20 protein-coding genes are annotated in these 22021 nt (G+C 51.1%); 11 read left to right on the top strand and 9 right to left on the bottom strand.

Annotated elements, in window-relative coordinates:
• Nucleotides 1-21 precede the first annotated feature (21 nt).
• Nucleotides 22-1521, top strand: a complete 1500-nt coding sequence (locus H6G89_RS14955) for a glycosyl hydrolase family 57 (RefSeq protein ID WP_190507666.1) — start codon at nucleotides 22-24, stop codon at nucleotides 1519-1521.
• 94 nt (nucleotides 1522-1615) lie between these two features.
• Here the strand turns inward: H6G89_RS14955 and H6G89_RS14950 are convergent, their stop codons facing one another.
• Complete coding sequence (locus H6G89_RS14950) at nucleotides 1616-2671, bottom strand: ABC transporter ATP-binding protein (RefSeq protein ID WP_190507664.1); 1056 nt, start codon at nucleotides 2669-2671, stop codon at nucleotides 1616-1618.
• 391 nt (nucleotides 2672-3062) lie between these two features.
• Here H6G89_RS14950 and H6G89_RS14945 point away from each other — a divergent pair, with 391 nt between their 5' ends.
• Entirely contained in the window at nucleotides 3063-4712 is a 1650-nt protein-coding gene (locus tag H6G89_RS14945; RefSeq protein ID WP_190507662.1) for an ABC transporter permease, read from the top strand.
• 73 nt (nucleotides 4713-4785) lie between these two features.
• Here H6G89_RS14945 and H6G89_RS14940 read toward each other — a convergent pair whose 3' ends face one another.
• A complete protein-coding gene (locus H6G89_RS14940) occupies nucleotides 4786-5277 on the bottom strand; it encodes a pentapeptide repeat-containing protein (RefSeq protein WP_190507659.1) in 492 nt (163 codons plus the stop codon).
• A gap of 247 nt (nucleotides 5278-5524) precedes the next feature.
• Nucleotides 5525-6595, bottom strand: a complete 1071-nt coding sequence (locus H6G89_RS14935; protein WP_190507657.1) for a Fe(3+) ABC transporter substrate-binding protein — start codon at nucleotides 6593-6595, stop codon at nucleotides 5525-5527.
• A gap of 387 nt (nucleotides 6596-6982) precedes the next feature.
• Between H6G89_RS14935 and H6G89_RS14930 the strand changes: the two genes are divergently transcribed.
• The 3 genes from H6G89_RS14930 (at nucleotide 6983) to psb29 (ending at nucleotide 9237) form a co-directional block, all read left to right on the top strand.
• Nucleotides 6983-7756, top strand: a complete 774-nt coding sequence (locus tag H6G89_RS14930) for a hypothetical protein (protein WP_190507655.1) — start codon at nucleotides 6983-6985, stop codon at nucleotides 7754-7756.
• 380 nt (nucleotides 7757-8136) lie between these two features.
• Complete coding sequence (locus tag H6G89_RS14925; protein ID WP_190507653.1) at nucleotides 8137-8496, top strand: STAS domain-containing protein; 360 nt, start codon at nucleotides 8137-8139, stop codon at nucleotides 8494-8496.
• A 27-nt stretch (nucleotides 8497-8523) separates the two neighbouring features.
• Entirely contained in the window at nucleotides 8524-9237 is a 714-nt protein-coding gene (gene psb29, locus H6G89_RS14920) for a photosystem II biogenesis protein Psp29 (protein WP_199336731.1), read from the top strand.
• A gap of 158 nt (nucleotides 9238-9395) precedes the next feature.
• On the opposite strand, the gene accD is transcribed toward psb29, so the two are convergent.
• The 3 genes from accD to H6G89_RS14905 form a co-directional block, all read right to left on the bottom strand.
• Complete coding sequence (gene accD, locus H6G89_RS14915; RefSeq protein ID WP_190507652.1) at nucleotides 9396-10319, bottom strand: acetyl-CoA carboxylase, carboxyltransferase subunit beta; 924 nt, start codon at nucleotides 10317-10319, stop codon at nucleotides 9396-9398.
• A 69-nt stretch (nucleotides 10320-10388) separates the two neighbouring features.
• The gene (locus H6G89_RS14910) at nucleotides 10389-10559 is read right to left on the bottom strand and encodes a hypothetical protein (RefSeq protein ID WP_199336730.1); all 171 of its coding nucleotides are present in this window, start codon (nucleotides 10557-10559) and stop codon (nucleotides 10389-10391) included.
• 140 nt (nucleotides 10560-10699) lie between these two features.
• Nucleotides 10700-11911, bottom strand: coding sequence for an MFS transporter (locus H6G89_RS14905; protein ID WP_190507648.1), 1212 nt, complete (start codon nucleotides 11909-11911; stop codon nucleotides 10700-10702).
• Between the two features lie 559 nt (nucleotides 11912-12470).
• On the opposite strand from H6G89_RS14905, the gene H6G89_RS14900 reads away from it, so the two are divergent.
• Together H6G89_RS14900 and H6G89_RS14895 are read left to right on the top strand one after the other, a co-directional pair.
• Complete coding sequence (locus tag H6G89_RS14900) at nucleotides 12471-13622, top strand: aromatic ring-hydroxylating dioxygenase subunit alpha (protein ID WP_190507645.1); 1152 nt, start codon at nucleotides 12471-12473, stop codon at nucleotides 13620-13622.
• Nucleotides 13623-13861: 239 nt separating this feature from the next.
• Entirely contained in the window at nucleotides 13862-15142 is a 1281-nt protein-coding gene (locus H6G89_RS14895; RefSeq protein WP_190507644.1) for an aminotransferase class I/II-fold pyridoxal phosphate-dependent enzyme, read from the top strand.
• Nucleotides 15143-15275: 133 nt separating this feature from the next.
• Here H6G89_RS14895 and hisA read toward each other — a convergent pair whose 3' ends face one another.
• Nucleotides 15276-16049, bottom strand: coding sequence for a 1-(5-phosphoribosyl)-5-[(5-phosphoribosylamino)methylideneamino]imidazole-4-carboxamide isomerase (gene hisA / locus H6G89_RS14890; RefSeq protein WP_190507642.1), 774 nt, complete (start codon nucleotides 16047-16049; stop codon nucleotides 15276-15278).
• Nucleotides 16050-16303: 254 nt separating this feature from the next.
• Between hisA and H6G89_RS14885 the strand changes: the two genes are divergently transcribed.
• From H6G89_RS14885 to H6G89_RS14875, 3 genes are all read left to right on the top strand, one after another.
• Nucleotides 16304-16627, top strand: a complete 324-nt coding sequence (locus H6G89_RS14885) for a DUF5684 domain-containing protein (RefSeq protein ID WP_190507640.1) — start codon at nucleotides 16304-16306, stop codon at nucleotides 16625-16627.
• A gap of 190 nt (nucleotides 16628-16817) precedes the next feature.
• Nucleotides 16818-19235, top strand: a complete 2418-nt coding sequence (locus H6G89_RS14880; RefSeq protein WP_190507638.1) for a heavy metal translocating P-type ATPase — start codon at nucleotides 16818-16820, stop codon at nucleotides 19233-19235.
• A gap of 288 nt (nucleotides 19236-19523) precedes the next feature.
• On the top strand, nucleotides 19524-20063 hold the full coding sequence (locus tag H6G89_RS14875; protein WP_190507636.1) for an FHA domain-containing protein: 540 nt from the start codon (nucleotides 19524-19526) through the stop codon (nucleotides 20061-20063).
• A gap of 74 nt (nucleotides 20064-20137) precedes the next feature.
• On the opposite strand, the gene yidD is transcribed toward H6G89_RS14875, so the two are convergent.
• Both yidD and H6G89_RS14865 read right to left on the bottom strand, forming a co-directional pair.
• Nucleotides 20138-20389: a membrane protein insertion efficiency factor YidD gene (gene yidD / locus H6G89_RS14870; protein WP_190507634.1), complete on the bottom strand. Its 252-nt coding sequence runs from the start codon at nucleotides 20387-20389 to the stop codon at nucleotides 20138-20140.
• Nucleotides 20390-20476: 87 nt separating this feature from the next.
• The gene (locus H6G89_RS14865) at nucleotides 20477-20755 is read right to left on the bottom strand and encodes a hypothetical protein (RefSeq protein ID WP_190507631.1); all 279 of its coding nucleotides are present in this window, start codon (nucleotides 20753-20755) and stop codon (nucleotides 20477-20479) included.
• A 253-nt stretch (nucleotides 20756-21008) separates the two neighbouring features.
• On the opposite strand from H6G89_RS14865, the gene H6G89_RS14860 reads away from it, so the two are divergent.
• Nucleotides 21009-21953, top strand: coding sequence for a DMT family transporter (locus H6G89_RS14860; RefSeq protein ID WP_190507629.1), 945 nt, complete (start codon nucleotides 21009-21011; stop codon nucleotides 21951-21953).
• The last annotated feature ends 68 nt before the right edge of the window (nucleotides 21954-22021 follow it).

Below are 22021 nucleotides of genomic sequence, written 5' to 3'. Positions count from 1 at the left end.
CATCACCCAGGAGAAGACCTTATGCTATCTGCCCCTTCATCCAGCACCGAAACGACTCCTGATTTCCCCGAACTTGTCGATGGGTTGCCCAATCTCAGTGGTTGGGAATCACAGGTATTGAATGTGACGCAACAGTCCAAAGCGGTGTTTCTGCCCAAGACCAACCTGCAATTGGAGAATGTTACCGCCGGATTTGCGATCGCCCTCCACATGCACCAACCCACCATTCCAGCCGGAGCAAACGGCGAGTTGATCAGCAACTTGCAATATATGTTTGAGCATCAGGGCGAAGGTGATAATCACAACGCCGGGGTGTTTGCCTGGTGCTATTCCCGCATGGGAGAGTTTATCCCAGAGTTAGTCAGTCAGGGCTGTAACCCACGAGTCATGCTCGACTACTCTGGCAACTTGCTCTGGGGTTTGCGGCAAATGGGACGAGACGACGTGCTCAATTCCCTCAAACGGATCGCTTGCGACCCGACTTACCAACCTTATGTGGAGTGGTTGGGTACGATGTGGAGCCATGCGGTTGCTCCCTCTACTCCCATTCCCGACCTGAAACTCCACATTCAAGCGTGGCAACACCACTTTGCCGCCATCTTTGGCTGGGATGCACTGGCGCGAGTCAAAGGCTTCTCACCGCCAGAGATGCATCTGCCCAATCACCCCGACACCCTCTATGAATTCGTCAAAGCCCTGAAGGAGTGCGGCTACCGTTGGATTCTCGTACAAGAACATTCCGTTGAAACCCTGACTGGCGAATCGCTGGGTTACAAACATATCCCCCATCGACTTGTTGCCCGCAATTCTCACGGGGAAACCATTAGCATCACCGCTTTGATTAAAACGCAGGGGTCAGACACCAAACTGGTGGGGCAAATGCAGCCTTATTACGAAGCCAAGACGCTGAACCGTCAAACCATCAGCGGTGTCTCCATTCCGCCCCTGGTGTCCCAAATTGGGGACGGTGAAAATGGTGGGGTGATGATGAATGAGTTTCCCAATGCCTTTAAAACCGCCTGGTACGACCTGCGAGGTCAGGGCAATCGCGGTACTGTGGGCATGAACGGCACGGAGTATTTGGAACTGATCGAAGCGACAGGCTGTAACCCCGACGACTACCCCACCTGTCAAGCGGTGGGACAACACCACATCTGGAGCCGAGTTGACTCCGATCGCCCCACCCCAGAGTTAGTCGCTCAAACCATCAATGCCCTCAAACAAGAAAACCCTAACTTCCATATGGATGGTAGCTCCTGGACGAATAACCTCAGTTGGGTCAAGGGCTACGAAAACGTGCTCACGCCCATGACCGAACTCAGTGCCCGTTTTCATCAGGCGATCGACCCTCTATTAGCTGCCGATCCTTCTCTCACTCAGCAAACCCGCTACCGCAACGCCTTATTGCACAACCTCTTGTTACAAACGAGTTGTTTCCGCTATTGGGGGCAGGGTGCCTGGACGGAGTATGCCCGCGAACTGCACCGACGCGGTGAAGCTATTCTCACCCATGATTTTTAGGAGTAGGGGAGTCGGGAGTCGGGAGTAGAGAGAAGAGAGCCGCGATTAATCGCGGCTTTACGATTCACTATCACCCCTTTATCCCTCTATCGATCTATCGATCTGCCGGAAAAACTTTAAGCCGAGTTGCAGATATCCTTACTGCTGTTCCAACCGCCAGCACAAAGGTTGCAGGAGTCCGGGCATACAGGACCTTGCCCGATCGCGTCTGCAACCAGTAGCAATACTCCCGCCCCAAAAACTGGCGATCGCGCACCACCACTTCCCCAGTCGCATCTAGCTCTAATTGAAGGTCTTCCTGACAGAGCATTAGATCGCCTGCTGACAGGCTGACATCATCGGCTGAAGCCGGGAACATACCAATCTCAGTTTCCCACCCTCGTTCAGACCGTTGAGCAGGAATAAAGTTGGCTTGGGTGACAAACTCCGCCACAAACCGCGATGTGGGATGGCGATAAATCTCTTCTGGTGTGCCAATTTGCTCCAACTGTCCCTGCCGCATCACCGCCACCTGATCGGCGATCGACAGAGCTTCTTCCTGGTCATGGGTGACAAATACCCCAGAGGTATTGGTCGCTTTGAGGATATCCCGCACCTCCTGACGCAATCGCCACCGCACCTGCACATCCAGATTGCTCAGGGGTTCATCTAGCAAAATGATTTTGGGACGGGGAGCCAGCGCACGAGCCAGCGCAATTCGCTGTTGTTGCCCGCCCGATAGCTCATGGGGATATCGCTGTTCCGTGCCACTCAAGCCAATTAGTGCGATCGCCTCCTTGACTCGCTCCTTCACTAACTCTTTGGCAGTTGCTCCCCGTTGTTGCAAGCCAAAGGCAATATTCTCAGCGACCGTCAAATGGGGAAACAGCGCATAGTCCTGAAACACCATCCCCACATCGCGCTGCTCTGGAGGAACCCACACGCCATCGCCAGCAACCGTCCGTCCCCCCAGGGCGATCGCCCCTGACTGAGGTTGCTCAAATCCAGCGATTAACCGCAACAGCGTCGTTTTGCCACAGCCCGACGGACCCAACAAACCCAACAAATCGCCCTGCTGCAAACTTAGCGATACCCCTTGAACGGCAGGTTGGGGCGATCGCGGAAATTGTCGATAAATACCATCGAGTTGCAAGATAGCAGACAGGCTCATGGACGGGCTTTCAGTGTCAGAGTGCTTTCAAATCATCAACAATTCCGGCTTCATAGTAAAGTGGTTTTTGATATTAATTCTCATTTGTTACTAGTCAAGGGTCAATCGTCGTCGGTCAAGGGTCAATCGTCGTTGGTCAATCGTCAATTGTTCATCACTAATGCCACCTGAGTTTAGTACAAGACAAAGGGCAGAAGGATACAGCGATTAATCAGCACTCAATTTTCAGTAGGCGCAACTAAACCACACTCAGCCTTCTCAACGATTACCCAATCACCAACCATTGACCATTGACCATTGACTACTGACCATCAATCACCAACCATTGACCATTCACTATTAACCATTGACCACTGACCATTAACCATTGACTACTGACCATTAACCCTCCATGTCTCTCCAAAATCTCAATCGCCGACCTTCATTCCCTGGACTCAATGGATGGGTATTGCTGGTAGGCGCGATCGCCCTCCTCCCGGCAACCCCGATTCTATTCGTGTTGAGTAGCCTGTTCGCGCCGACCCGTGAGGTCTGGGCACATTTGGTCGCAACCGTTCTGGGGCGTTATGTGTTGAATTCGGTGGGGCTGATGCTGGGGGTTGGTCTGGGAGTGAGCCTGATTGGGGTCAGCACCGCTTGGCTCGTTACCTGCTGCCAGTTCAAAGGAAGCCGTTGGCTAGAGTGGGGATTGCTTCTACCATTAGCGGCTCCTGCTTATTTGTTGGCGTACGTTTACACTGAGTTGCTGGAGTTTTATGGACCTGTCCAGGGGTTCCTGCGATCGCTGTTTGGCTGGGAACGGGTCAGCGACTACTGGTTCCCCGACATTCGCTCGCTGGGTGGGGCGGTGTTGATGTTGACGCTGGTGCTTTATCCCTACGTCTACCTGTTAGCTCGAACGGCATTTTTAGAGCAATCAACCTGCACACTTGAGGCAAGCCGCAGTCTGGGCTGCACTCCGTGGCAAAGCTTTTATCGCGTGGCACTGCCCCTGGCGCGTCCGGCGATCGCAGCTGGGGTTGCCCTGGCTCTGATGGAAACACTGAGCGACTTTGGTACGGTCGAATTCTTTGGTGTCGATACCTTCACCACCGGGATCTATCGCACCTGGTTTGGCATGGGCGAACGGTTGGCTGCCTCTCAACTAGCAGCGGTGTTGCTCTTATTCATTACTGGCCTGATTCTTGTAGAACGTTGGTTTCGGCGACAGGCGCGTTACCATCACACCCGTTCTCAAACCCCTCCCAAACATCAACTCCGGAGTTGGCGGGCGGCGATCGCTCAACTGGTTTGCCTCTTGCCCCTGACACTGGGCTTTTTCGTCCCGGCAGGTGTGTTGCTTCACATGACGCTGAACAACCTGGGGCAACTGACGGACGATCGCTTCTGGAGCTTTGCCCGCAATAGTTTTACCCTGGCAGCGTTGACCGCCATTGTGGGAGTCGCGATCGCCCTCATCCTGGCATACGGCATCCGCCTACAGCCAACGGTTGGAACGGTTTTAGCCGTGCGAATTGCTTCCATTGGCTACGCTGTGCCCGGTTCCGTCATTGCGGTTGGTGTGCTCGTCCCCATGGGCAGATTGGACAACGCCATCGATGCCACCCTGCGAAATACGATTGGTATCTCCACAGGGTTGTTACTAAGCGGCACGATTATTGCGCTGGTGTTTGCCTATCTCGTGCGATTTCTGGCGATCGCCCTGGGGTCAGTCGAGTCTAGCCTGGGTCGAGTCAAACCCAGTCTGGATGATGCGGCTCGTTCCCTGGGTCACACTCCCAGCAGCACCCTGCTCAAAATCCATGCGCCCTTGATTCGAGGGGGATTGCTCACGGCGGCTATCCTCGTTTTTGTCGATGTGATGAAAGAGTTACCCGCTACTCTCATCGTTCGACCCTTTAACTTCGACACACTAGCCGTACGGGTTTATCACCTTGCTGCGGATGAACGCCTCGCCGAAGCTGCTGCTCCCGCTCTGGCGATCGTCGCTGTGGGAGTGATTCCTGTCATTCTTTTAAGTCGGCAAATGGCACGCAGTTAGAGTTTTGAGTTTTGAGCAGATCCCCCACGAGGAGAGACGCGATTAATCGCATCTCTCTTGTTAGGTCTCCTTTCTACTCATGAATGCTGCCATCGGGCATAATCGCCCCCTTCAAAGTGGCACCCTCTAAGTTGGTGTTGGTCAAGATGGCTCCGGTCAAGTCGCTATTCGTGAGATTCGCGCCGCTGAGATTGGCGTTGCTCAAGTCAGCCGTTCTCAAAAATGCCCCTTCCAAATTGGCACCTGTCAGATCGGCATCTTTGAGAGTGGCAGAAGCAAGCCCCGCCGTGCTGAGGTTCGCGCCGCTCAGGTTGGCGTTACTCAGATTCGTGCTGTCTAACAAAGCTTGACTCAAATCCGTACCACTGAGGTTGGCGTTGCTGAGATTTGCCTGGTTCAGTTTGGCTTGACTTAAGTCAGCTTGACTAAAATCCATGCCTTGCAGATCGCACTCGATGCAATCTTTCGTTTGCAAGAGTTGAGTTTGCGGGTCGGGCTTCGCGCAACTGGCGATCGCCCCCCCTAGCAGCAGTAGGCACAACACCGGGGAAATAGCGTGTTTCATAAAGACATTTAAGAGCATAAGAGAAGGCAAAAGGAGAGAGCAAGAAGTAGGGCAAAGACGAGGAGAGGATTTGAGTCGGAGGGCAGATGAGCCAAACCTGGGTTCACCCTTCTACCAATCCACTCATTCACCCCTCTACCCTTACTCTTTCTCTCCCCAAATTGAGTAATGTTATGAGTGAAGTGGGCGCACCTGCCATGATGAACCCACTTCGCGACAACGGTAGAGATGTTCTAGCCCAACATCTCTACCGCCAACCTGCACGATCCATGATGCGTAGAGCTTCGGCGTTGTTGCGCCCAAACACAGCCGCATTCACGCTATCTTCGCGAAACTGCCCAAACCCACGAATGGTGGAGTCAATCGGTGCTCCCGGGACAACCGGATACTCGTTATTGCCGATCGCAAAGATTTCTTGAGCTTGAGTGCTGACCAGATGCTCCAAAAAGGCAACCGCTGCCTCTTTATTACGAGCATTTCTAAGGACACCCGCCCCACTGATGTTGACGTGAGTACCGCGATCGCGCTGATTCGGGAAGAAGAGCGCAACTCGCTCAGCAACTGCCTGCTCTTCAGGATTTTGAGACTTGGCTAAGCGAGCCATATAGTAAGTATTCACGATTGCCAGATCACCCACACCCGCAGCAACAGCTTGAATCTGAGCTGTGTCGTTACCTTCGGGCGGACGAGCAAAGTTAGCGACCAATCCCCGTGCCCAAGCCTCAGTGGCTTCAGCCCCAGCCGCCGCTAAAATCGCCCCAGTCAACGACTGGTTGTAAACATGGGTTGACGAGCGAACCAAGATACGTCCTCGCCATTTTGGATCAGCCAAGTTTTCATAGGTTGAAAGCTCTGCTGGGTTCACCCGTTCTTTGTTGTAAACAATGACCCGAGCTCGCTTAGACAGACCAAACCAGTGACCCTGAGGCTCCCGCAAGTTGGCTGGAATTGCCTGCTCCAGTGTCCGGGAGGAGACAGGCTGCAACAAGCCTTCCTGTTGGGCACGCCACAACCGTCCCGCATCCACCGTCATAAAGATGTCGGCTGGGCTATTGGTTCCTTCGCTCTTAATCCGCTCAATCAATTGATCGGCATCTGCCTCAACTAGATTGATCTGCACCCCTGTGCGTTCAGAAAAGCTGCTATAGAGTGCGTCATCAGTGTCGTAATGCCGCGCCGAATAGAGATTGAGCACTCCTCCAGAAGTTCCTTGAGCCAGGCCAGACTTAGCCTGACCGAGAGACCCAAGTGCGATCGCCGTTAGGGCACTGCCTGCGCCTAACCCAGCTCTCACAAAAGCACGTCTCGAAATACTCATGCGATGATTTCTCCTACAAATTAATCGTGATGGTGAAAATCTGAGCCATGCAGCATTCCAGGCAATCCTGAATAGCGGCTGACTCAAAGCCAACCCAAAATGAAAGACACGAAGTATTGTACTATTAATGCAAGTAATTCCTAATTAGCTAGATTATTTTTTTAGGGTTTATGAGCCTGAGCAGCGGTAAAGAGCAGGTAAAACCCATTCCTTTCTACTGCAAGAAACTGATCTCAAAACCCTTTCAGAGTTTGATAACCGCTTTTTCTCAACTCGAACGGCTTGATTTCAGCCTAAAAATCTTTTTCAATATGTAGAACTGGCTTTTGATAACAGCTATCAAACAACCGTTGCAAACCCCTTGATTTGGCAAATCGTGTGCAGCCCATGCCCCAGTCCCGCTTCTGGAAAGATCTACCAGTCCCCGTGAGATGGCTCTTTAGACCCTGGCTTTTGGTAGCACTGGGGTTACACGCAGTTCTATTGGCGGTGCCCTTACCAGAAAACCCTGGTGCCACTGACATATCTGACGAGACAGTAGAGGGCATCAGGCTGGTCACGTTGCCTCCTGCCCCTCCTCCAGTGCCTGAGCCATCGGTAGCAGTCATTCCTGCCCCGGTTGTTGCCCCTCCCGCTCCTTCTCTGACTCCCGTCGCTCCACCCCAGATCCGCCCCACGGCTCCACCCCCTCCTGCGAAACCAGCGGAGCCAGTGGCTACGGCTCCATCTCCAGCGGCGACTCCTACACCCACCCCAACGCCATTGCCGGAGGCGAGTGTGAGTCCCCCACCACCAGAGCCTGAGATTACCATTCAACCTTCTCCTGATCCCCTTGCGGCGATCCCTGAAGTAGCGAATTTTCCTCACCTGACGGATTCTGCGCCGAGTTGTGGGGGTCAAGCGGGTTGTTGGCAAACCGGCAACACTCATTGGCGAGGGGTTGCTATGACGCTTGAGCAAGATCTCCAGAGCCGGGGCTATATGATCGACCAATTAGAATTGGCGGATGACACGGGGATCAGGGTATATGCGGTGTCTAAAGCAGGTGAAATTGCTTACTACCTCAATCTTCTTTCCACCTTTGAGGGCACAGTCTACATCGTGAGTGAGCAACCGATGACCCGTGAAGAACTTAATGCGATGGTAGGGGTTCAGAGTTAGCCAAAGAATTTATCCCACCTCATCTCGTCTTAATTGAATGCATTACAGAAGTGCGTTGTAACTCTAATTTGCAAATTAGATCAGAATTTGTACGGAGTTACCCTTTTTTCTTGAGTAAAGATGAAACAAGGGTGAGCGAAAGCCCCATAGGCAACCCATCTTAAATTGAGTTAAGCTACAGCAAAATCACTCTGACATTGCATGTTATAGCTGTTGCCGTGCTACTTGAGACATTGCAATCCAAGAACGTGGGAAGTTCCTCAGTTAGGAATTTCACGCTCTTTACCCCCCGTCTCAACTAGTCTGGTTGCTGTTGTCAAACGGCAGAGGTTAGAGTTACGAACGCCTGTGATACTTCCAGGGGAGATTAAAGAATCTACATGGAGCAGACCATACACACAACCCAGGATGGCAAAACGGTCATTGTGCTAACTCCCACTGGGCGGTTAGATATCACAACTGCCTGGCAGTTTCGCCTGAAATTACAGGAATGCATTTCGCGGATCAGCCCCCACGTCATTGTCAACCTGGGTCAGGTTAATTTTATTGACAGTTCAGGGTTGACCTCGCTCGTTGCTGGAATGCGTGATGCGGATAAGGTCAAAGGCAGTTTTCGTCTTTGTAACGTACACCCCGAAGCCAGGCTGGTTTTTGAGGTGACGATGATGGATTCTGTGTTTGAGATTTTTGAAACAGAAGCAGAAGCTCTTGAGGGTGTTCCCAGAGGAATCGCTAGCTAGTCGGCGAGACTGTGGAATAATGGGAGTATGTTGCTCTCAGAATTGCCCGTGAACGACGTTCGCACCGTTTCAGACACAAAGCGAGACTTTTACAATACCCACACCCGTCCCATCCACTCAATCTACCGTCGGGTTGTAGAGGAGTTGATGGTCGAAATGCATTTGCTATTGGTAAATGCCGATTTTCACTATGAGCCGATCTTTGCGCTTGGGGTTGTGACAACGTTCGACCGCTTCATGCAAGGCTATCGTCCAGAGGCTGACAAGGTTTCCATTTTTAATGCGCTTTGTCAGTCCATGAAGCAGGATGCTAATCGCTATCGACAGGACGCTGAGCAGTTATTAAACTCTCTTTCAGGGTTGACTGTCACTGATTTTTTGGCACAACTCAGCCAGGAGACAGAGACGCCCTCCTGGGCAGAGCCATTTCGGGCGATCGCCAATAACCCCAGCTTCAAATACAGCCGTCTATTTGCGATCGGGCTTTACACGCTCCTGGAGCGACTTGATGCTGACCTGGTTAAAGATGAAAAGCAGCGCAACGATGCCTTGCAGCAGCTCTGCACCCCCTTGAAACTCAGTAGCGATAAGGTTCAAAAAGATTTAGAACTGTATCGCAGCAACTTAGACAAGTTGACCCAGGCTCAAATTGTCTTGGAGGACATGCTAAAAGCCGATCGCAAAAAGAAAGAGGAACGGGCAGCCGCCAAAGACGCAATGGCAACCCCTCCCAATCAGTAGAGGCTTGTATAGCACCGTCAATTCGGGTTAAACACCAAATCAATTTGCGGTTCTCAAAGCCAAGTCTGCTTGCACGAACTACAGAAAATCAAGGTTAGCCGAATCGACCTGTGTCGGTTCGGCTCTTTTAGCTTCGGTTTCAACCGTAACCCGCGTCCTCAATCAGCACTCACGTTGACGTGCAATGGCTCAGGTACATGATGCATGAGCGGAGGAGTTTGTGGATAGGACTGATGCAGACGAATCAGTTGCGCCAGGGTTTGTTTTAACCGAGTGCGGGGAATAATGGCATCCACAAATCCGTGATTGAGCAAATATTCAGCCGTCTGGAAACCATCGGGTAATTTCTCACGCAGGGTCTGCTCGACCACTCGCCGCCCCGCAAAACCGATGGTGGCTTGCGGTTCCGCTAAAATAATGTCGCCCAGCATCGCAAAACTGGCGGTCACCCCTCCAGTGGTGGGGTGAGTCAACACTGGGATGTAGAGTAGGCGGGCTTCGCGATGACGCTCCAGGGCAGCTGAAATCTTTGCCATTTGCATCAGGCTCAACATGCCTTCTTGCATTCTGGCTCCTCCAGAAGCACAAATAATCACCACCGGAAACCGTTCGCGGGTTGCTCGCTCAATCAGTCGGGTCAGCTTTTCGCCTACCACAGACCCCATGCTGCCCCCCATAAACCGGAAATCCATGATGCCCAGTGCCAGCGGTAACCCTTCGAGTTGCCCCAACCCGGTTAACACGGCATCAGACAGCTTGGTTTTCTCTTGAGTTTCGCGCAGGCGATCGCTATAGGATTTGCGATCGCGAAATTTGAGGGGGTCAAGGGGACGCAGCGATTCATCCAGGGCTCGCCAGGTGTTGGCATCGATCAGTTGCTCGACCCGTTCATCCCCAAAAATGCGATTGTGATACCCACATTCGGGGCAGACCATCTGATTTGCCCGCAAATCTTTGGCGTAGGTTAAAACGCCACAGGCTTTACATTTACTCCACAGCCCATCAGCAATTTCACGTTCTTGTCGTTCTTTACTGATCGGGCCTGATTTTCGTCGATTTGCAAACCAGTCAAATAAGGACATCTTTTTGGAAACCAGAAATTGAAAAGAGTTTTGAGAAGGAATTTAGAAAGGTTGAACGTGCTGGAATATCTAAGTGATTTGCTCGTCTCGTTCTTCTAGAGGGCTGAGCAACAATAACGCCGTCCACTGGTCTTGTAAACGAACTTGTAAAGCGGCGGGGGCAGCACAACCAAAATGAACTGGGACTCCTTGGCGGATAACACGGGCAGGAATTTCATGGGCAGCTAGCATTTGTTGCATTAGCTCTGCTTCCCAAAAATTACCAGTGGTTTTAAGCGTAATCCAGGTCACACGAACCAGATCTGGGATGATGAGGATATCGGAATGATCTTATCAGAGTAAAGTAACACGGATGCGATCGCATCTTGAATGCTCACTGGTCATTGATCATTCGTCAGTTGGGTCAAGCTGGCAATGCTCATGCCCAGGGCGATCGCAGCTGTGACGAAAAATACGGTAGGCAACCCCATATATTTCCAGATGGACCCTAGCATGAGCGGTGAGATGAATTGTCCAAGAGAATTTGCTCCCGTCCCGATTGCCAGAACGCTGGCTCTCACCTCTGCCGGAGCACGATTGGCTAGAGCGTTGTAGGTGTTGGGAGTAATAATGCCAAACCCGATGCCAAACACTACAGCGGTCGGCAAAATTAGCTCAATCTGGTGCAAGAACGGGATGGTAATCAGGGTGACTGCCATCAGAAAAAATCCCAAAGCAATGGTTTGTTTAACCCCAATGCGGTGAGCAATCCAACTGGCTCCTACAGCTGAAATAATGGCTGCTCCGATCGCCCGAACGCCCAAAACAATACCGTTAAGCTCTGGACCTGCTCCAATCGTGGCTTTGAGATAGAGGGGGGTATAGATGACAACGGCATAGACAACAGTCGCTGCCAATGCCAGGATTGCATAAAGCTGAAGGGTTTGAGGATGGCTGATGCTTTTGAACAATTGTTCTCGCTGAGCACCGGGGGCGATCGCCGATGCTTTTTGAGAGGGCTTGTCGTTGAGAACCACCATCGCGACCAGTGCCAGTGGCACCCCCAGCGCATAGAGATAAAAAGCGCGTTGCCAGTGGTCGGCTCCAACCCAACCCCCGATGATGGGCACCAAAATCGCCGCTGTGGTCATAGCACTGGTGGCATAACCCAAAACACGCGATCGCAAGTCGCCATCATACATACTGCCCAATAGCCCAATACTGGCGGCAGCGACTCCACCACTGGCAGCCCCTAATAGCCCTCGTACGACTAACAGAGGTACCAGATGGGGGATAAATGCCCCGGAGATGCCAAAGAGTGAGTAGAGGATGAGGGAGGGGATCATGACCTTGAGTTTCCCAATCCGGTCTGCCAAAATTCCTAAAATGGGTGTAAACAGGGCGATCGTCAGGGCATGCATACTCACCAACATGCCTGCCCACTTGGGGTCGAGGTTCAGGTGTTGCACCATCTCTGGCAACACTGGAGAAACGACACCACCCGTCATGGTCGTTAGACAACCTGCCGCTAACAACACCAAAAACTTTGGAGTTTGCTTCGGCAACTTAAACGAAACTGTTTGCTTTCGAGAGGCTTCGCCAACAGGCAACATAAATCAAAAAAGACCCTAAATACTCACCGCTTTAGTCAACCACCAGCGGCTAATGGGTTTGCTCCAATTAAACCTATTGGTGCTCGATGACTCACATCTCCAACGATCCAGGTCTATCACATTCCAAAATCCCCGGGCATCGCTAAGATGGGTCATACTCAACTCTTACTCTAGTAGTAATTATTGCTTACCCTACAGAATTGCTGGAAACGTGTCAAATAGCTGTCACGGTTTCCTGGGCTTGTGTAAAGTGCGACAGTTGTCTACTGAGGAGAGGAATGACTGGCACCACACACCCAGCACGTTGTATCGCTCATCTGATGAAAATACTCTGAGCGGCAATTTGAGGGCATTGTGCCGCTAGCATAAGCCATCCGATCTGGATAAGAGGTCAATGGGATGATCAGCGATCGCACGGTTGGTGGATTGACTTATATGAGGTGTCGAAGGCTAAATAAATATGTTCCCGTAAACCAACATTAAGTCTCATTTACTTCATACTTGATATTTATCCAAATATTTCCAAGTTTGAGGTTCTAGCAGAGGTAAGGCGAAACAGATGGAATTGGCAACAACGCTTAAGGGTCAAACAGTCCGAAATGCAGTGCGTGAGGTTGGTATCAACCCGAACTACTGGTATCCAGTCGCGTGGGCAGACAAGCTCAAGGCGGGAACCATTTTACCCACAATGGTCTGGCAACAGGCGATCGCTCTTTACCGGGATAGCGAAGGGCAAGCCCACGCGATCGAAGATGCCTGTCCTCACAAAGGGGTCGTCCTCCATAAGGGGCAACTCCAGGGCGACAACATTGTCTGTCCCTACCACGGGTGGGAGTTTAATACCAATGGAGAGTGTGTTAACATTCCCTATCTTCCTAAAGAGCAAAAATTACCCTGCGCCCAGGCTCGTAGTTATCCTACACGCGAAAAATATGGTGTGATTTGGGTGTTTCCGGGTGATGCGGCGTTAGCAGATATCACGCCTTTTCCAGAGGTGCCTGAATACGATGACGACAACTGGATGATGGTGCCGATCACCGGACACTTTAAGGCGCACTTCTCAATCTGCAATGAAAATACGATGGACGTGTTTCATGGCTTTTTGCATAACAACCTCCAGGGCTGGTTTGACCCCGTTTTATTAAGTCTGCGGGAAACGGACGGAACCGTTCGTGCTCAGTACCGCGTCCGTTATCAGGGATGGATTTCCAAAGTGTTGGGCTTAAGCAGTGAAGAGGATGGCATCACGACCCGCACGGTGACGGTTCACTACAAATATCCCCATTACCACAGCACGCTGGAAGGCGTTTCCTCGTTGCACCTGATGCGGTTACCCGTCAGTCCAACGGAGACTCGGTCATTCTCATTGTTGTTTTTGCAACTGCCTTTGCCGAAGTGGTTGAGAGATACCTTCAAACCTTTGGTGATCCCATTCATCCGGCGATTTGTCTTTATGCGTTTCCTAAATCAAGACGTTGAGATGATGGAAAGTGAGCAGAAAACCTATGAGGCTGGGCGCGATCGCCGCTACGTTGAAATTAATCCAGCAATTATCGCTCTTCAACGGTTAGTTGTCCGGCAGTATGAACAATTTGTGCAACAATCAAGTCAATTACAAGGTCATCGCAATGGAGATTCACAACGCACCGTTGCTTTCTCGAAAGCAGGGGTAGGTCAGGTTGAGCAAGCCTCGGAAAGTTCAGTCGGGTAATTATCTGATTGCAAATTATTTGCCTAAGTCTGATGTTTAAACGGGTCAACCTGATCACGTCATCGCAGAAATTTTAGGCATTACCGGGGTCGCGAAGGAATGAGTTCAATGTCACAATCACAATTGTGAGCACCTCTCTCATTCAACGTTGGCTCTTAAACCAGGGTGACCGGGTTGGAATCAATACGTTGGGATAGAGGCGATCAGTGACTTACGAAACAAGGTGAGGGGAGTTTACTGTGCAAGTTGTTAAAGAATACGTTCAGCGTTGGTACGAGAGCGGGCTTGACCCCGATGAATACATCTGCCATCGCAAGCAAGGCAATTTAATTGAGATCGAAGAAGCTGAAACTGGCAAGCGTCGCACGGTGCTAACATTTTGCACCAACGACGTGTTGGGCTTGGTGCAAAACCCAGCCGTTCAACAGGCAGCGATCGATTCCATCCTGCAATATGGTACTTCAAACAGTTCATGTTCAGTGTTGAGTGGTCGGATTGACCTCCATCGCCAACTCGAAGATGAAATTTCAGAATTTAAGCACCTGCCACATACGCAACTTTTCCTAAATGCGTGGATGGCAATGCAAGCCCTGATGGATGCTTTTTGCCATCTAGCAATTCCGGTGCCGGGGTTCCAACATACCCGTGAAACCCTGATTTTGACGGATGTGTTAAACCACGGTTGCATTGTCTCGGCGATCGCCAACGCTGGAACTCGCTCTGGTAAGCTGTTTGGACACAGCCCCAGAGTGCGGGTGCGGGCGTATCGCCACTGTGACATGGAAGACCTGGCGCGGAAGCTGCAACGCTATGCTCGCCCTGACGATCGCATTATGGTGGTGTCAGATGCGGTCTTTTCAATGGACGGCGATGTTGCCCCTCTGCCAACCATGATCGACATCATGGAAAACTACGAAGGCAGTGTGTTGGTGATGGACGAAGCTCATGCCAGTGGTGCCCTGGGTGCAACGGGTCGAGGCATTTATGAGCACTTCGGTATTCTGCCCCAAGATGCGATCAAACGGGGTATAGCACCGCTCATCATGACCACCTTCTCTAAATTTGCCGCGTCTGCTGGAGCTGCCATTAGTAGCCATGTTGCAGAATTAAAGCCTCTGCTCAACGTTTCTCCGACCTCAATTGGCACGATTTCTCTGCCACCTCCGACCACTGCTGCTGCTTTAGAGAGCATTCGTCAGGTGCGTCAGCATCCAGAGTTGGTACAACGGCTTCAGGAAAACACGCGCTATTTGCGATCGCAACTCATTGCTAATGACTTTGATGCGATCGGTGAAACTAACGTGATCCCAGTCATTCTGCCACCCGACCTCAATCCCAAGGTGTTTGCCCGTGTGTTGATGAATGACTACGGGCTGTGGCTATCACCCATTTGGTTCATTGCCAAGCCTCGGATGCGGATCACCGTCAATTCTCTGCATACTCGCGAAGAGATGGACTTGCTTGTAGAGGGCATGGTGTCCGCTCGCAAGATGATGTACAAGTCTACGATCAGCGCATAACAGAGGAAAGGATAAACGATAAAGGATGAAAAGGAGCTATTGATGACACTCTGGTTGTGTCCTTAAGCCTTTGGTTTTTATCCTCTTGGCTTTTAGCCTTTATCCTTTTGGGCTTTTAGCCTTTGTCCTTGCATTATGCAAATGCTGAACTCCCAAAATTGGGAGGAACATCCTGCCACCGTCCGGAGCCAACCGCCCGGACGGCTTCTTTTAGGGAAATATCTCCGGTATAGAGGGCACGTCCAACGATCGCCCCCGTCACTCCCAAAGGCTCAAGAGCCAGCAAGCTCATCAAGTCGCTTACCGAACTCATGCCTCCAGAGGCAATCACTGGAATGGTTACTGCTGTTGCCAGATCCCGCAGGGCATCTCGGTTGGGTCCCGTGAGGGTGCCATCCCGGTGAATGTCAGTATAGATAATCGCGGCGACCCCAACATCTGCCATCTGTTGAGCCAGGGCGATCGCTTCTACGGTTGAGGTTTCTAACCAGCCACGGGTCGCGACTTTGCCGTCGCGGGCATCAATTCCTACCACGATCTTTCCTGGAAATTCTTGACATAATTGCGCTACCAGATCGGGCTGTTCAACAGCAACCGTTCCTAAGATCACCTGCCGTACCCCCAAATCTAATAGAGAAGCAACACTGGCGCGATCGCGCAATCCGCCTCCAACCTGCACCGGGACATCAATCGCCTGGACAATCGCGGCGATCGTTTGAGTATTCACCGGATGTCCCGCCTTTGCGCCATCCAGATCGACTAAATGGAGTCGGGGTGCGCCCTGCTTAACCCATTGCTGCGCTACCTCAACGGGATTATCGCTAAACACTTGTGACTGATTGTAGTCACCCTGATAGAGCCGCACACATCGCCCGTCTAGCAGGTCGATCGCTGGAATGACATCCATACTGTTTTCTCCGCACTGTTTTCTCCGCAAATCAGTATTTAAGGTTAGCAGGTTTATGGAGTTTCATTCGAATGGCAGTGAATGTTGCAATCCAACTCAACGTTTCACGTTGCGGTCAACCGGATTTCGAGTACGGAGTTATATGGAGCATCTGTATTCCTTTAAGAGAAGTAACAAATTTCCCATATTTTTCTCAGAAGGTATAGAACTGGGTACATCGAATATCACACCTGTTTAAGCTCAGCCTCTGTCCTATGAGTGATTTTTTCTCTTTTCTCTTTTTCATTGCCATCTACGCTTATATTTCCTACTCCTTGATGGTGATTGGTCAAAAATGTAATGTTGAAAATGCGTGGCTAGCCTGGATTCCTTTTGGTAACGCCTATGTCATGTGTAGAGCAGCAGATAAGCCTGGTTGGTGGGTGCTGCTGATGCTGATTCCGTTTGTCAACATTGCGATCGCAATCATTGTGTGGGTAACCATTGCAAAACGGCTGGGCAAATCTCCCTGGTTATTGCTGCTATTTTTAGTGCCTCTGCTCAATCTGGCATTAGTTGGTTACTTTGCATTTGGTTAAACCGGTTTCAGGTTATATCCCCTAACCCTAATTAAAGGCGGTTAGATTCTCCAGTGAGAGTCTGACCGCCTTTATGATTTGCTATAACGTCAATATCCCCTTTGATCAGGTAGTCTCTGATTCAGATGGCTAGAGCGATCGCCATCTTATAATCAAAGTTACTTTAATCATTTTTCTTTTTTAAGCCTGTATGCAATCCCCCTTGCTTGACACTGCCCCCGATATTACAGATACCCCTGCCAATCAGACGATCGCCCTGGATGTCAGTGGTATGAAGTGTGCGGGGTGTGTCAAAGCAGTTGAAAATCAATTGACTCAATATCCTGGAGTTGTTTCTGCCACAGTCAACCTGGTAACGGAGGTGGCGATGGTGGAATATTCTCCTGAAGTCGTGCAGCCAACGGATTTAGCCCATCGACTCACAGATATTGGTTTTCCAACCCAACTGCGGCAGTCCCTCGACGGTGATGAGCCTCCACCCGGTTACGTTGACCCTGTTGAACGGCACCGTCAGGAAGCAAGGGAACAGCTTTGGCGAGTGGCGATCGCTCTAGTCCTCCTGATCCTCTCTGGTATTGGGCATCTTGACCACTTTGGTTGGCACATTCCGGGGTTGAGTGCGATTGAGTTTCACTGGGGGTTGGCAACCCTGGCACTGATTGGCCCCGGACGCACCATTTTGGTGGATGGTTGGCGAGGTCTACGTCACAACATCCCCAATATGAACAGCTTGATTGGGTTGGGGGCAGTGACGGCTTACATCACCAGTGTAGTTGCGCTGCTGTTTCCCCAATTGGGCTGGGAGTGCTTTTTTGACGAGCCTGTGATGTTGCTGGGGTTTATCTTGTTAGGGCGAACCCTGGAACAGCAAGCCAGAACTCGTGCTGCTGCTGCTATGCAGTCATTGATTGCGCTGAAACCCACACTGGCACGGTTAATTCCCGTTCAGGAGGGGAGCCTTGCGACACAGGCTAATGGTCAAGCGGCTTTTATGCCATCATCGGCAGTCGAGATCGCGGCTGAAAAGGTCAAGGTTGGAGAGTGGCTACAAGTCCTTCCGGGAGAAAAAATTCCGGTGGATGGGCAGGTCATCGTCGGGCAAACCACGGTGAACGAGGCCATGCTGACGGGGGAATCCGTGCCCGTGACCAAACAAGCGGGAGATCTGGTTGCGGCAGGTACTCTCAATCAAACGGGGGCGATCGCCATTCGTGCCACTCGCACTGGCAAAGACACCACTATCGCCCAAATCATTGCCCTGGTTGAGGCAGCCCAAACCCGCAAAGCTCCCATTCAGGGATTAGCTGACACGATCGCGGGTTACTTTACCTATGGGGTCATGGCGATCGCCCTGGTGACATTCCTCTTCTGGTATTTCATTGGCATTCCGCTGTTTGGCGAGGCGGCGGGGGTGATGGCTCAAAGTGCGCATCTCATGCACACTTCCTCCCATGCTGCGATGATGCCTCATCCGTCGCCGTTGCTGCTCAGCCTCAAACTGGCGATCGCTGTTCTGGTGATTGCCTGCCCCTGTGCCCTCGGCTTGGCAACTCCCACTGCCATTCTGGTGGGATGCGGCGTTGGGGCAGAGCGGGGGTTGTTGATTCGGGGGGGCGATGTGCTCGAAAACGTGCATCGCTTGCAAACTGTTGTCTTTGACAAAACCGGGACGTTGACCACTGGACATCCTGTCATTACCGATTGCGTGCCCATGGGTGATGGGTCGGTAACTCGGTTATTGCAGTTGGCAGCCACGGTTGAAAGTGGCACCCGTCACCCGCTAGCCGAGGCGATTCGGCAAGGGGCACAACAGCAAGAACTGACCTTACTCCCCGCTGAAAACTTTCAAACCGAAGCGGGATGTGGAGTGTCGGCTCTGATCGAGGGGCAGATGGTTCGAGTGGGCACCGCCGATTGGCTGCTCTCCCTGGGAGTAAACATTCCTGAAACCGCTTATGATCAGTCAGAGAAGCTATCAAACGCGGGCAAAACCCCTTGTTTCGTTGCCGTTGATACAACATTAATCGGTCTGATTGCAATTCAAGATACGCTGCGCCCTGACGCTCATGAAACCGTTCAACAACTTCAAAACATAGGATTGCGGGTCATGATGGTGACGGGTGACCAAACCGCTGTTGCCAGTGCGATCGCCCATAGTGTTGGCATTTCTCCTCAAGATGTGGTTGCTGAGGTGCGTCCCGAAGCCAAGGCGTCTATAATCACTCAACTGCAACAACAGGGGACACGAGTTGCCATGATTGGCGATGGCATTAACGATGCACCTGCGCTGGCACAGGCAGATGTCAGCATTTCGCTCCATTCCAGCACGGCAGTCGCGATTGAAACGGCTGAAATTGTGCTCATGCGCGATCGCCTCCAGGATGTAGTTGAAGCAATTCGTCTCAGTCGGGCTGCATTCAACACAATTCGGCAAAATCTGTTCTGGGCATTCGCTTATAATATCGTGGGCATTCCAATTGCAGCTGGGGTTCTTCTACCGACCCAGGGGATTGTTCTAAGCCCATCTGTGGCAGGCGCAATCATGGCATTTAGTTCTGTGAGTGTCGTTACAAATTCCCTGTTTTTGCGAAGAATGGTTAAAGACTGAGGTGAATGAGGGTACTACTAAAGGAGAGAACGGTTACATTATTCTATTGAGTCGGGTTAAGTCAGCGATAGCAACAGCCACCTATCGAAAACAGGGAGCAAGCTTTGCCTCCACTTAGAGTTAACCCTTGATGTCCGGCTCTTTTGGGTTAACTACCCCTATTTGACTGAGTTTGTGCAAAGCCAAGGCTTAGTAACATCTCATTACCGTTCTAGAGATCAGCGTTAACTAAGCAACACGATTGAGCATAATCATTGTTAATGAGCGGATTACCGAATTAATCATTGAATGGCAAGTTCAGAATCGCACCAGAACCATCTGTTGATTATTGAGGACAACAAAGGACGTCGTGAGTTTGTTCTTGACAGTCCGGTGTATTCGATTGGCAGAGATCCTAAATGCGACATCCGGCTGATCTCTCAGTTTGTTTCCCGTCGCCATGCCACGCTTGTTCAACTCCCGAATGAGGACGGCAGCTACTATTACCGCATCGTAGATGGTAATTTGAAAGGCAAACCCAGTGCTAATGGTTTATTGATTAACGGTCGAAAACTGCAAGCTCATGACTTGCAAGATGCCGACAAGATTGTTTTTGGTCCTCAAGTGCAAGCGGTGTATTACCTGTTGAAACGGGAAGCGGTTTCTACGATTCCTCCCGATGATTGGGATATCACGTTGATCAGCCCAGGCATGATCGAAGAAGAAGAAGGTGAGAATGGAACCTCTGACCCTAACGGCTTAAAGGAAGTTTTTGAGGACGATGATGGCGATGATGAGGACGACGAGCAACCCATCACCGCGATTAACAATGACGATGACGAAAGCTGACCGCGTTTACGTCAAAGTCTACGATCGTAACCGCTAAAAGCTTTGTGCCGAACTCAGGTGAGATTCGGGTGATCTTAACGATCTTCGGAGGTCGAATCTTCGGTTGCAGACGACCGAGGAGGAACCGGATCGTATCCTCCAGGATGAAATGGGTGACAGCGGGAGATACGCCGCACCGCCAACCATGAGCCTCGAATCGCCCCATGTTGAGCGATCGCCTCAATGGCGTATTGTGAGCAGGTGGGCTGGAAACGGCAGACGGGGGGATATAGCGGTGAAATCAACACCCGATAAACTCGGATTAACCCAATGAGGATGGTTTTCATATCCCGATTTTATCGCCTGAGAAGCTTGGGAGAGCGAGAGAGAGGATTAAACCTGTTGAACCATCTACCCATTGATCCCTCTAACCGTCACATACTGCGGGTTGGCTCGTAATCCATGCAGCTCACCGCCTCTTCTGAAAGAGCCGTGTCAGGGTGTACAGTGCATTTCAGGTGATAGTCGTTCGTGAAAAATTGACAGTTTGCACAGGGAATGCGATGCATCTGCTTGGCGTTAGTAAAGCTGTCACGGACTGCACTCCAGATGCTCCAGGCAACCATGAGCATAACCAGCCAGGCGAAGACAAAACAAAGGGGAACTAGAATTGGCTGTAATACTTGTGTCAGCCAGTGTGCAAGCGCAACCATAATTGAAACGCGATCGTCAGACGATGCTTTATAGAGAGTTATCTATCACATTAAATCGTTTGGCTCGACTTGCTATCATCATCCAAATTACTTAAAGATGAGCAACCTTTTGTGATATGGCGATCGCTTCTTTGAGAAGCACCCCTGTAGAAGCGGAAATTGGCGTCCTGCCATCAGGTGATTCTGTCGGAGGAAGCATCTCGATAACTCATGCGGTAGAGTGAGGGATTGCTTAATGTGAGTTCGGATTAGAATGCTTCACCAAACATCGGGGCGGTGGCAATTGGGTTTTGCCCTGGCGATGACCACAGCGATATTGTGGGGGGTTTTGCCCATTGCGCTCAAGGTTGCTCTGCAAGCGGTTGATGTGTACACAGTCATTTGGTTTCGGTTTCTTGTATCGTTTGGCTTATTAGCCCTGTTTCTGGCGGTACGTGGGCAGTTGCCAGAGATACAAAAACTGCGGTCGGCTCGATTAGACTTGTTGGCGATCGCCACCATATTTTTAGCACTGAACTATCTTGGGTTTATGGAGGGGTTACACCAAACCTCGCCGACTAACTCACAGGTGATTATTCAAACGGCTCCTGTTTTCTTTGGGATGGGAGCCTTGTGGATCTTCAAAGAACGCTATACCCTCCAGCAGTGGCTTGGGTTGGGTGGGTTAATTTTAGGGATGACGCTCTTCTTTGATGACCAACTGCGATCGCTAGCTACAGCCTCAACTCAATATTTACTGGGAACTGGCATTTTAGTAGCTGCTGCTGCCGTGTGGGCAGTCTATGCCCTGGCACAAAAACAACTGCTGCAACAATTATCATCGTCGGTCATTATGCTGGTGATTTATGGCGGCAGTGCGTTGTTGTTTACGCCGTTTGCTTCGCCAGAGCAATTGCTAAATCTGACCCCGTTACAGTGGGGCATGTTGGTGTTTAGTGCCTTCAACACGTTCTTGGCGTATGGGGCATTTGCCGAGGCACTTGACCACTGGGAAGCGTCGCGGGTCAGCGCAGTCTTATCGATGACACCGATTATCACCCTGATCTCGGTGAGTGTAGGAGCGGCGATCGCCCCTGCCATTGTTGCACGAGAGCCAATTACCTTACTTGGGATTACAGGAGCGATGTTTGTTGTGTTGGGTTCGCTGGCGATCGCGCTTGGTCGCCGCACACCACAGCAGTTAAAACCCAATCACTGAGATTCTTCTAAGGACTCCAGAAAATCAAGGGCTAGCTCAGCATCGAGTGACCCCAAAAGGCGATTTAG

The sequence above is a fragment of the Oscillatoria sp. FACHB-1407 genome, assembly GCF_014697545.1.
GTDB lineage: Bacteria > Cyanobacteriota > Cyanobacteriia > Elainellales > Elainellaceae > FACHB-1407.
This window is presented reverse-complemented; position numbering and strand designations above follow the sequence as displayed.

Coding starts and splice junctions, on each gene's coding strand:
- H6G89_RS14955 (WP_190507666.1), top strand. CDS start 22: ATGCTATCTGCCCCTTCATCCAGCACCGAAACGACTCCTGATTTCCCC.
- H6G89_RS14950 (WP_190507664.1), bottom strand. CDS start 2,671: ATGAGCCTGTCTGCTATCTTGCAACTCGATGGTATTTATCGACAATTT.
- H6G89_RS14945 (WP_190507662.1), top strand. CDS start 3,063: ATGTCTCTCCAAAATCTCAATCGCCGACCTTCATTCCCTGGACTCAAT.
- H6G89_RS14940 (WP_190507659.1), bottom strand. CDS start 5,277: ATGAAACACGCTATTTCCCCGGTGTTGTGCCTACTGCTGCTAGGGGGG.
- H6G89_RS14935 (WP_190507657.1), bottom strand. CDS start 6,595: ATGAGTATTTCGAGACGTGCTTTTGTGAGAGCTGGGTTAGGCGCAGGC.
- H6G89_RS14930 (WP_190507655.1), top strand. CDS start 6,983: ATGCCCCAGTCCCGCTTCTGGAAAGATCTACCAGTCCCCGTGAGATGG.
- H6G89_RS14925 (WP_190507653.1), top strand. CDS start 8,137: ATGGAGCAGACCATACACACAACCCAGGATGGCAAAACGGTCATTGTG.
- psb29 (WP_199336731.1), top strand. CDS start 8,524: ATGTTGCTCTCAGAATTGCCCGTGAACGACGTTCGCACCGTTTCAGAC.
- accD (WP_190507652.1), bottom strand. CDS start 10,319: ATGTCCTTATTTGACTGGTTTGCAAATCGACGAAAATCAGGCCCGATC.
- H6G89_RS14910 (WP_199336730.1), bottom strand. CDS start 10,559: ATGCAACAAATGCTAGCTGCCCATGAAATTCCTGCCCGTGTTATCCGC.
- H6G89_RS14905 (WP_190507648.1), bottom strand. CDS start 11,911: ATGTTGCCTGTTGGCGAAGCCTCTCGAAAGCAAACAGTTTCGTTTAAG.
- H6G89_RS14900 (WP_190507645.1), top strand. CDS start 12,471: ATGGAATTGGCAACAACGCTTAAGGGTCAAACAGTCCGAAATGCAGTG.
- hisA (WP_190507642.1), bottom strand. CDS start 16,049: ATGGATGTCATTCCAGCGATCGACCTGCTAGACGGGCGATGTGTGCGG.
- H6G89_RS14885 (WP_190507640.1), top strand. CDS start 16,304: ATGAGTGATTTTTTCTCTTTTCTCTTTTTCATTGCCATCTACGCTTAT.
- H6G89_RS14880 (WP_190507638.1), top strand. CDS start 16,818: ATGCAATCCCCCTTGCTTGACACTGCCCCCGATATTACAGATACCCCT.
- H6G89_RS14875 (WP_190507636.1), top strand. CDS start 19,524: ATGGCAAGTTCAGAATCGCACCAGAACCATCTGTTGATTATTGAGGAC.
- yidD (WP_190507634.1), bottom strand. CDS start 20,389: ATGAAAACCATCCTCATTGGGTTAATCCGAGTTTATCGGGTGTTGATT.
- H6G89_RS14865 (WP_190507631.1), bottom strand. CDS start 20,755: ATGGTTGCGCTTGCACACTGGCTGACACAAGTATTACAGCCAATTCTA.
- H6G89_RS14860 (WP_190507629.1), top strand. CDS start 21,009: ATGCTTCACCAAACATCGGGGCGGTGGCAATTGGGTTTTGCCCTGGCG.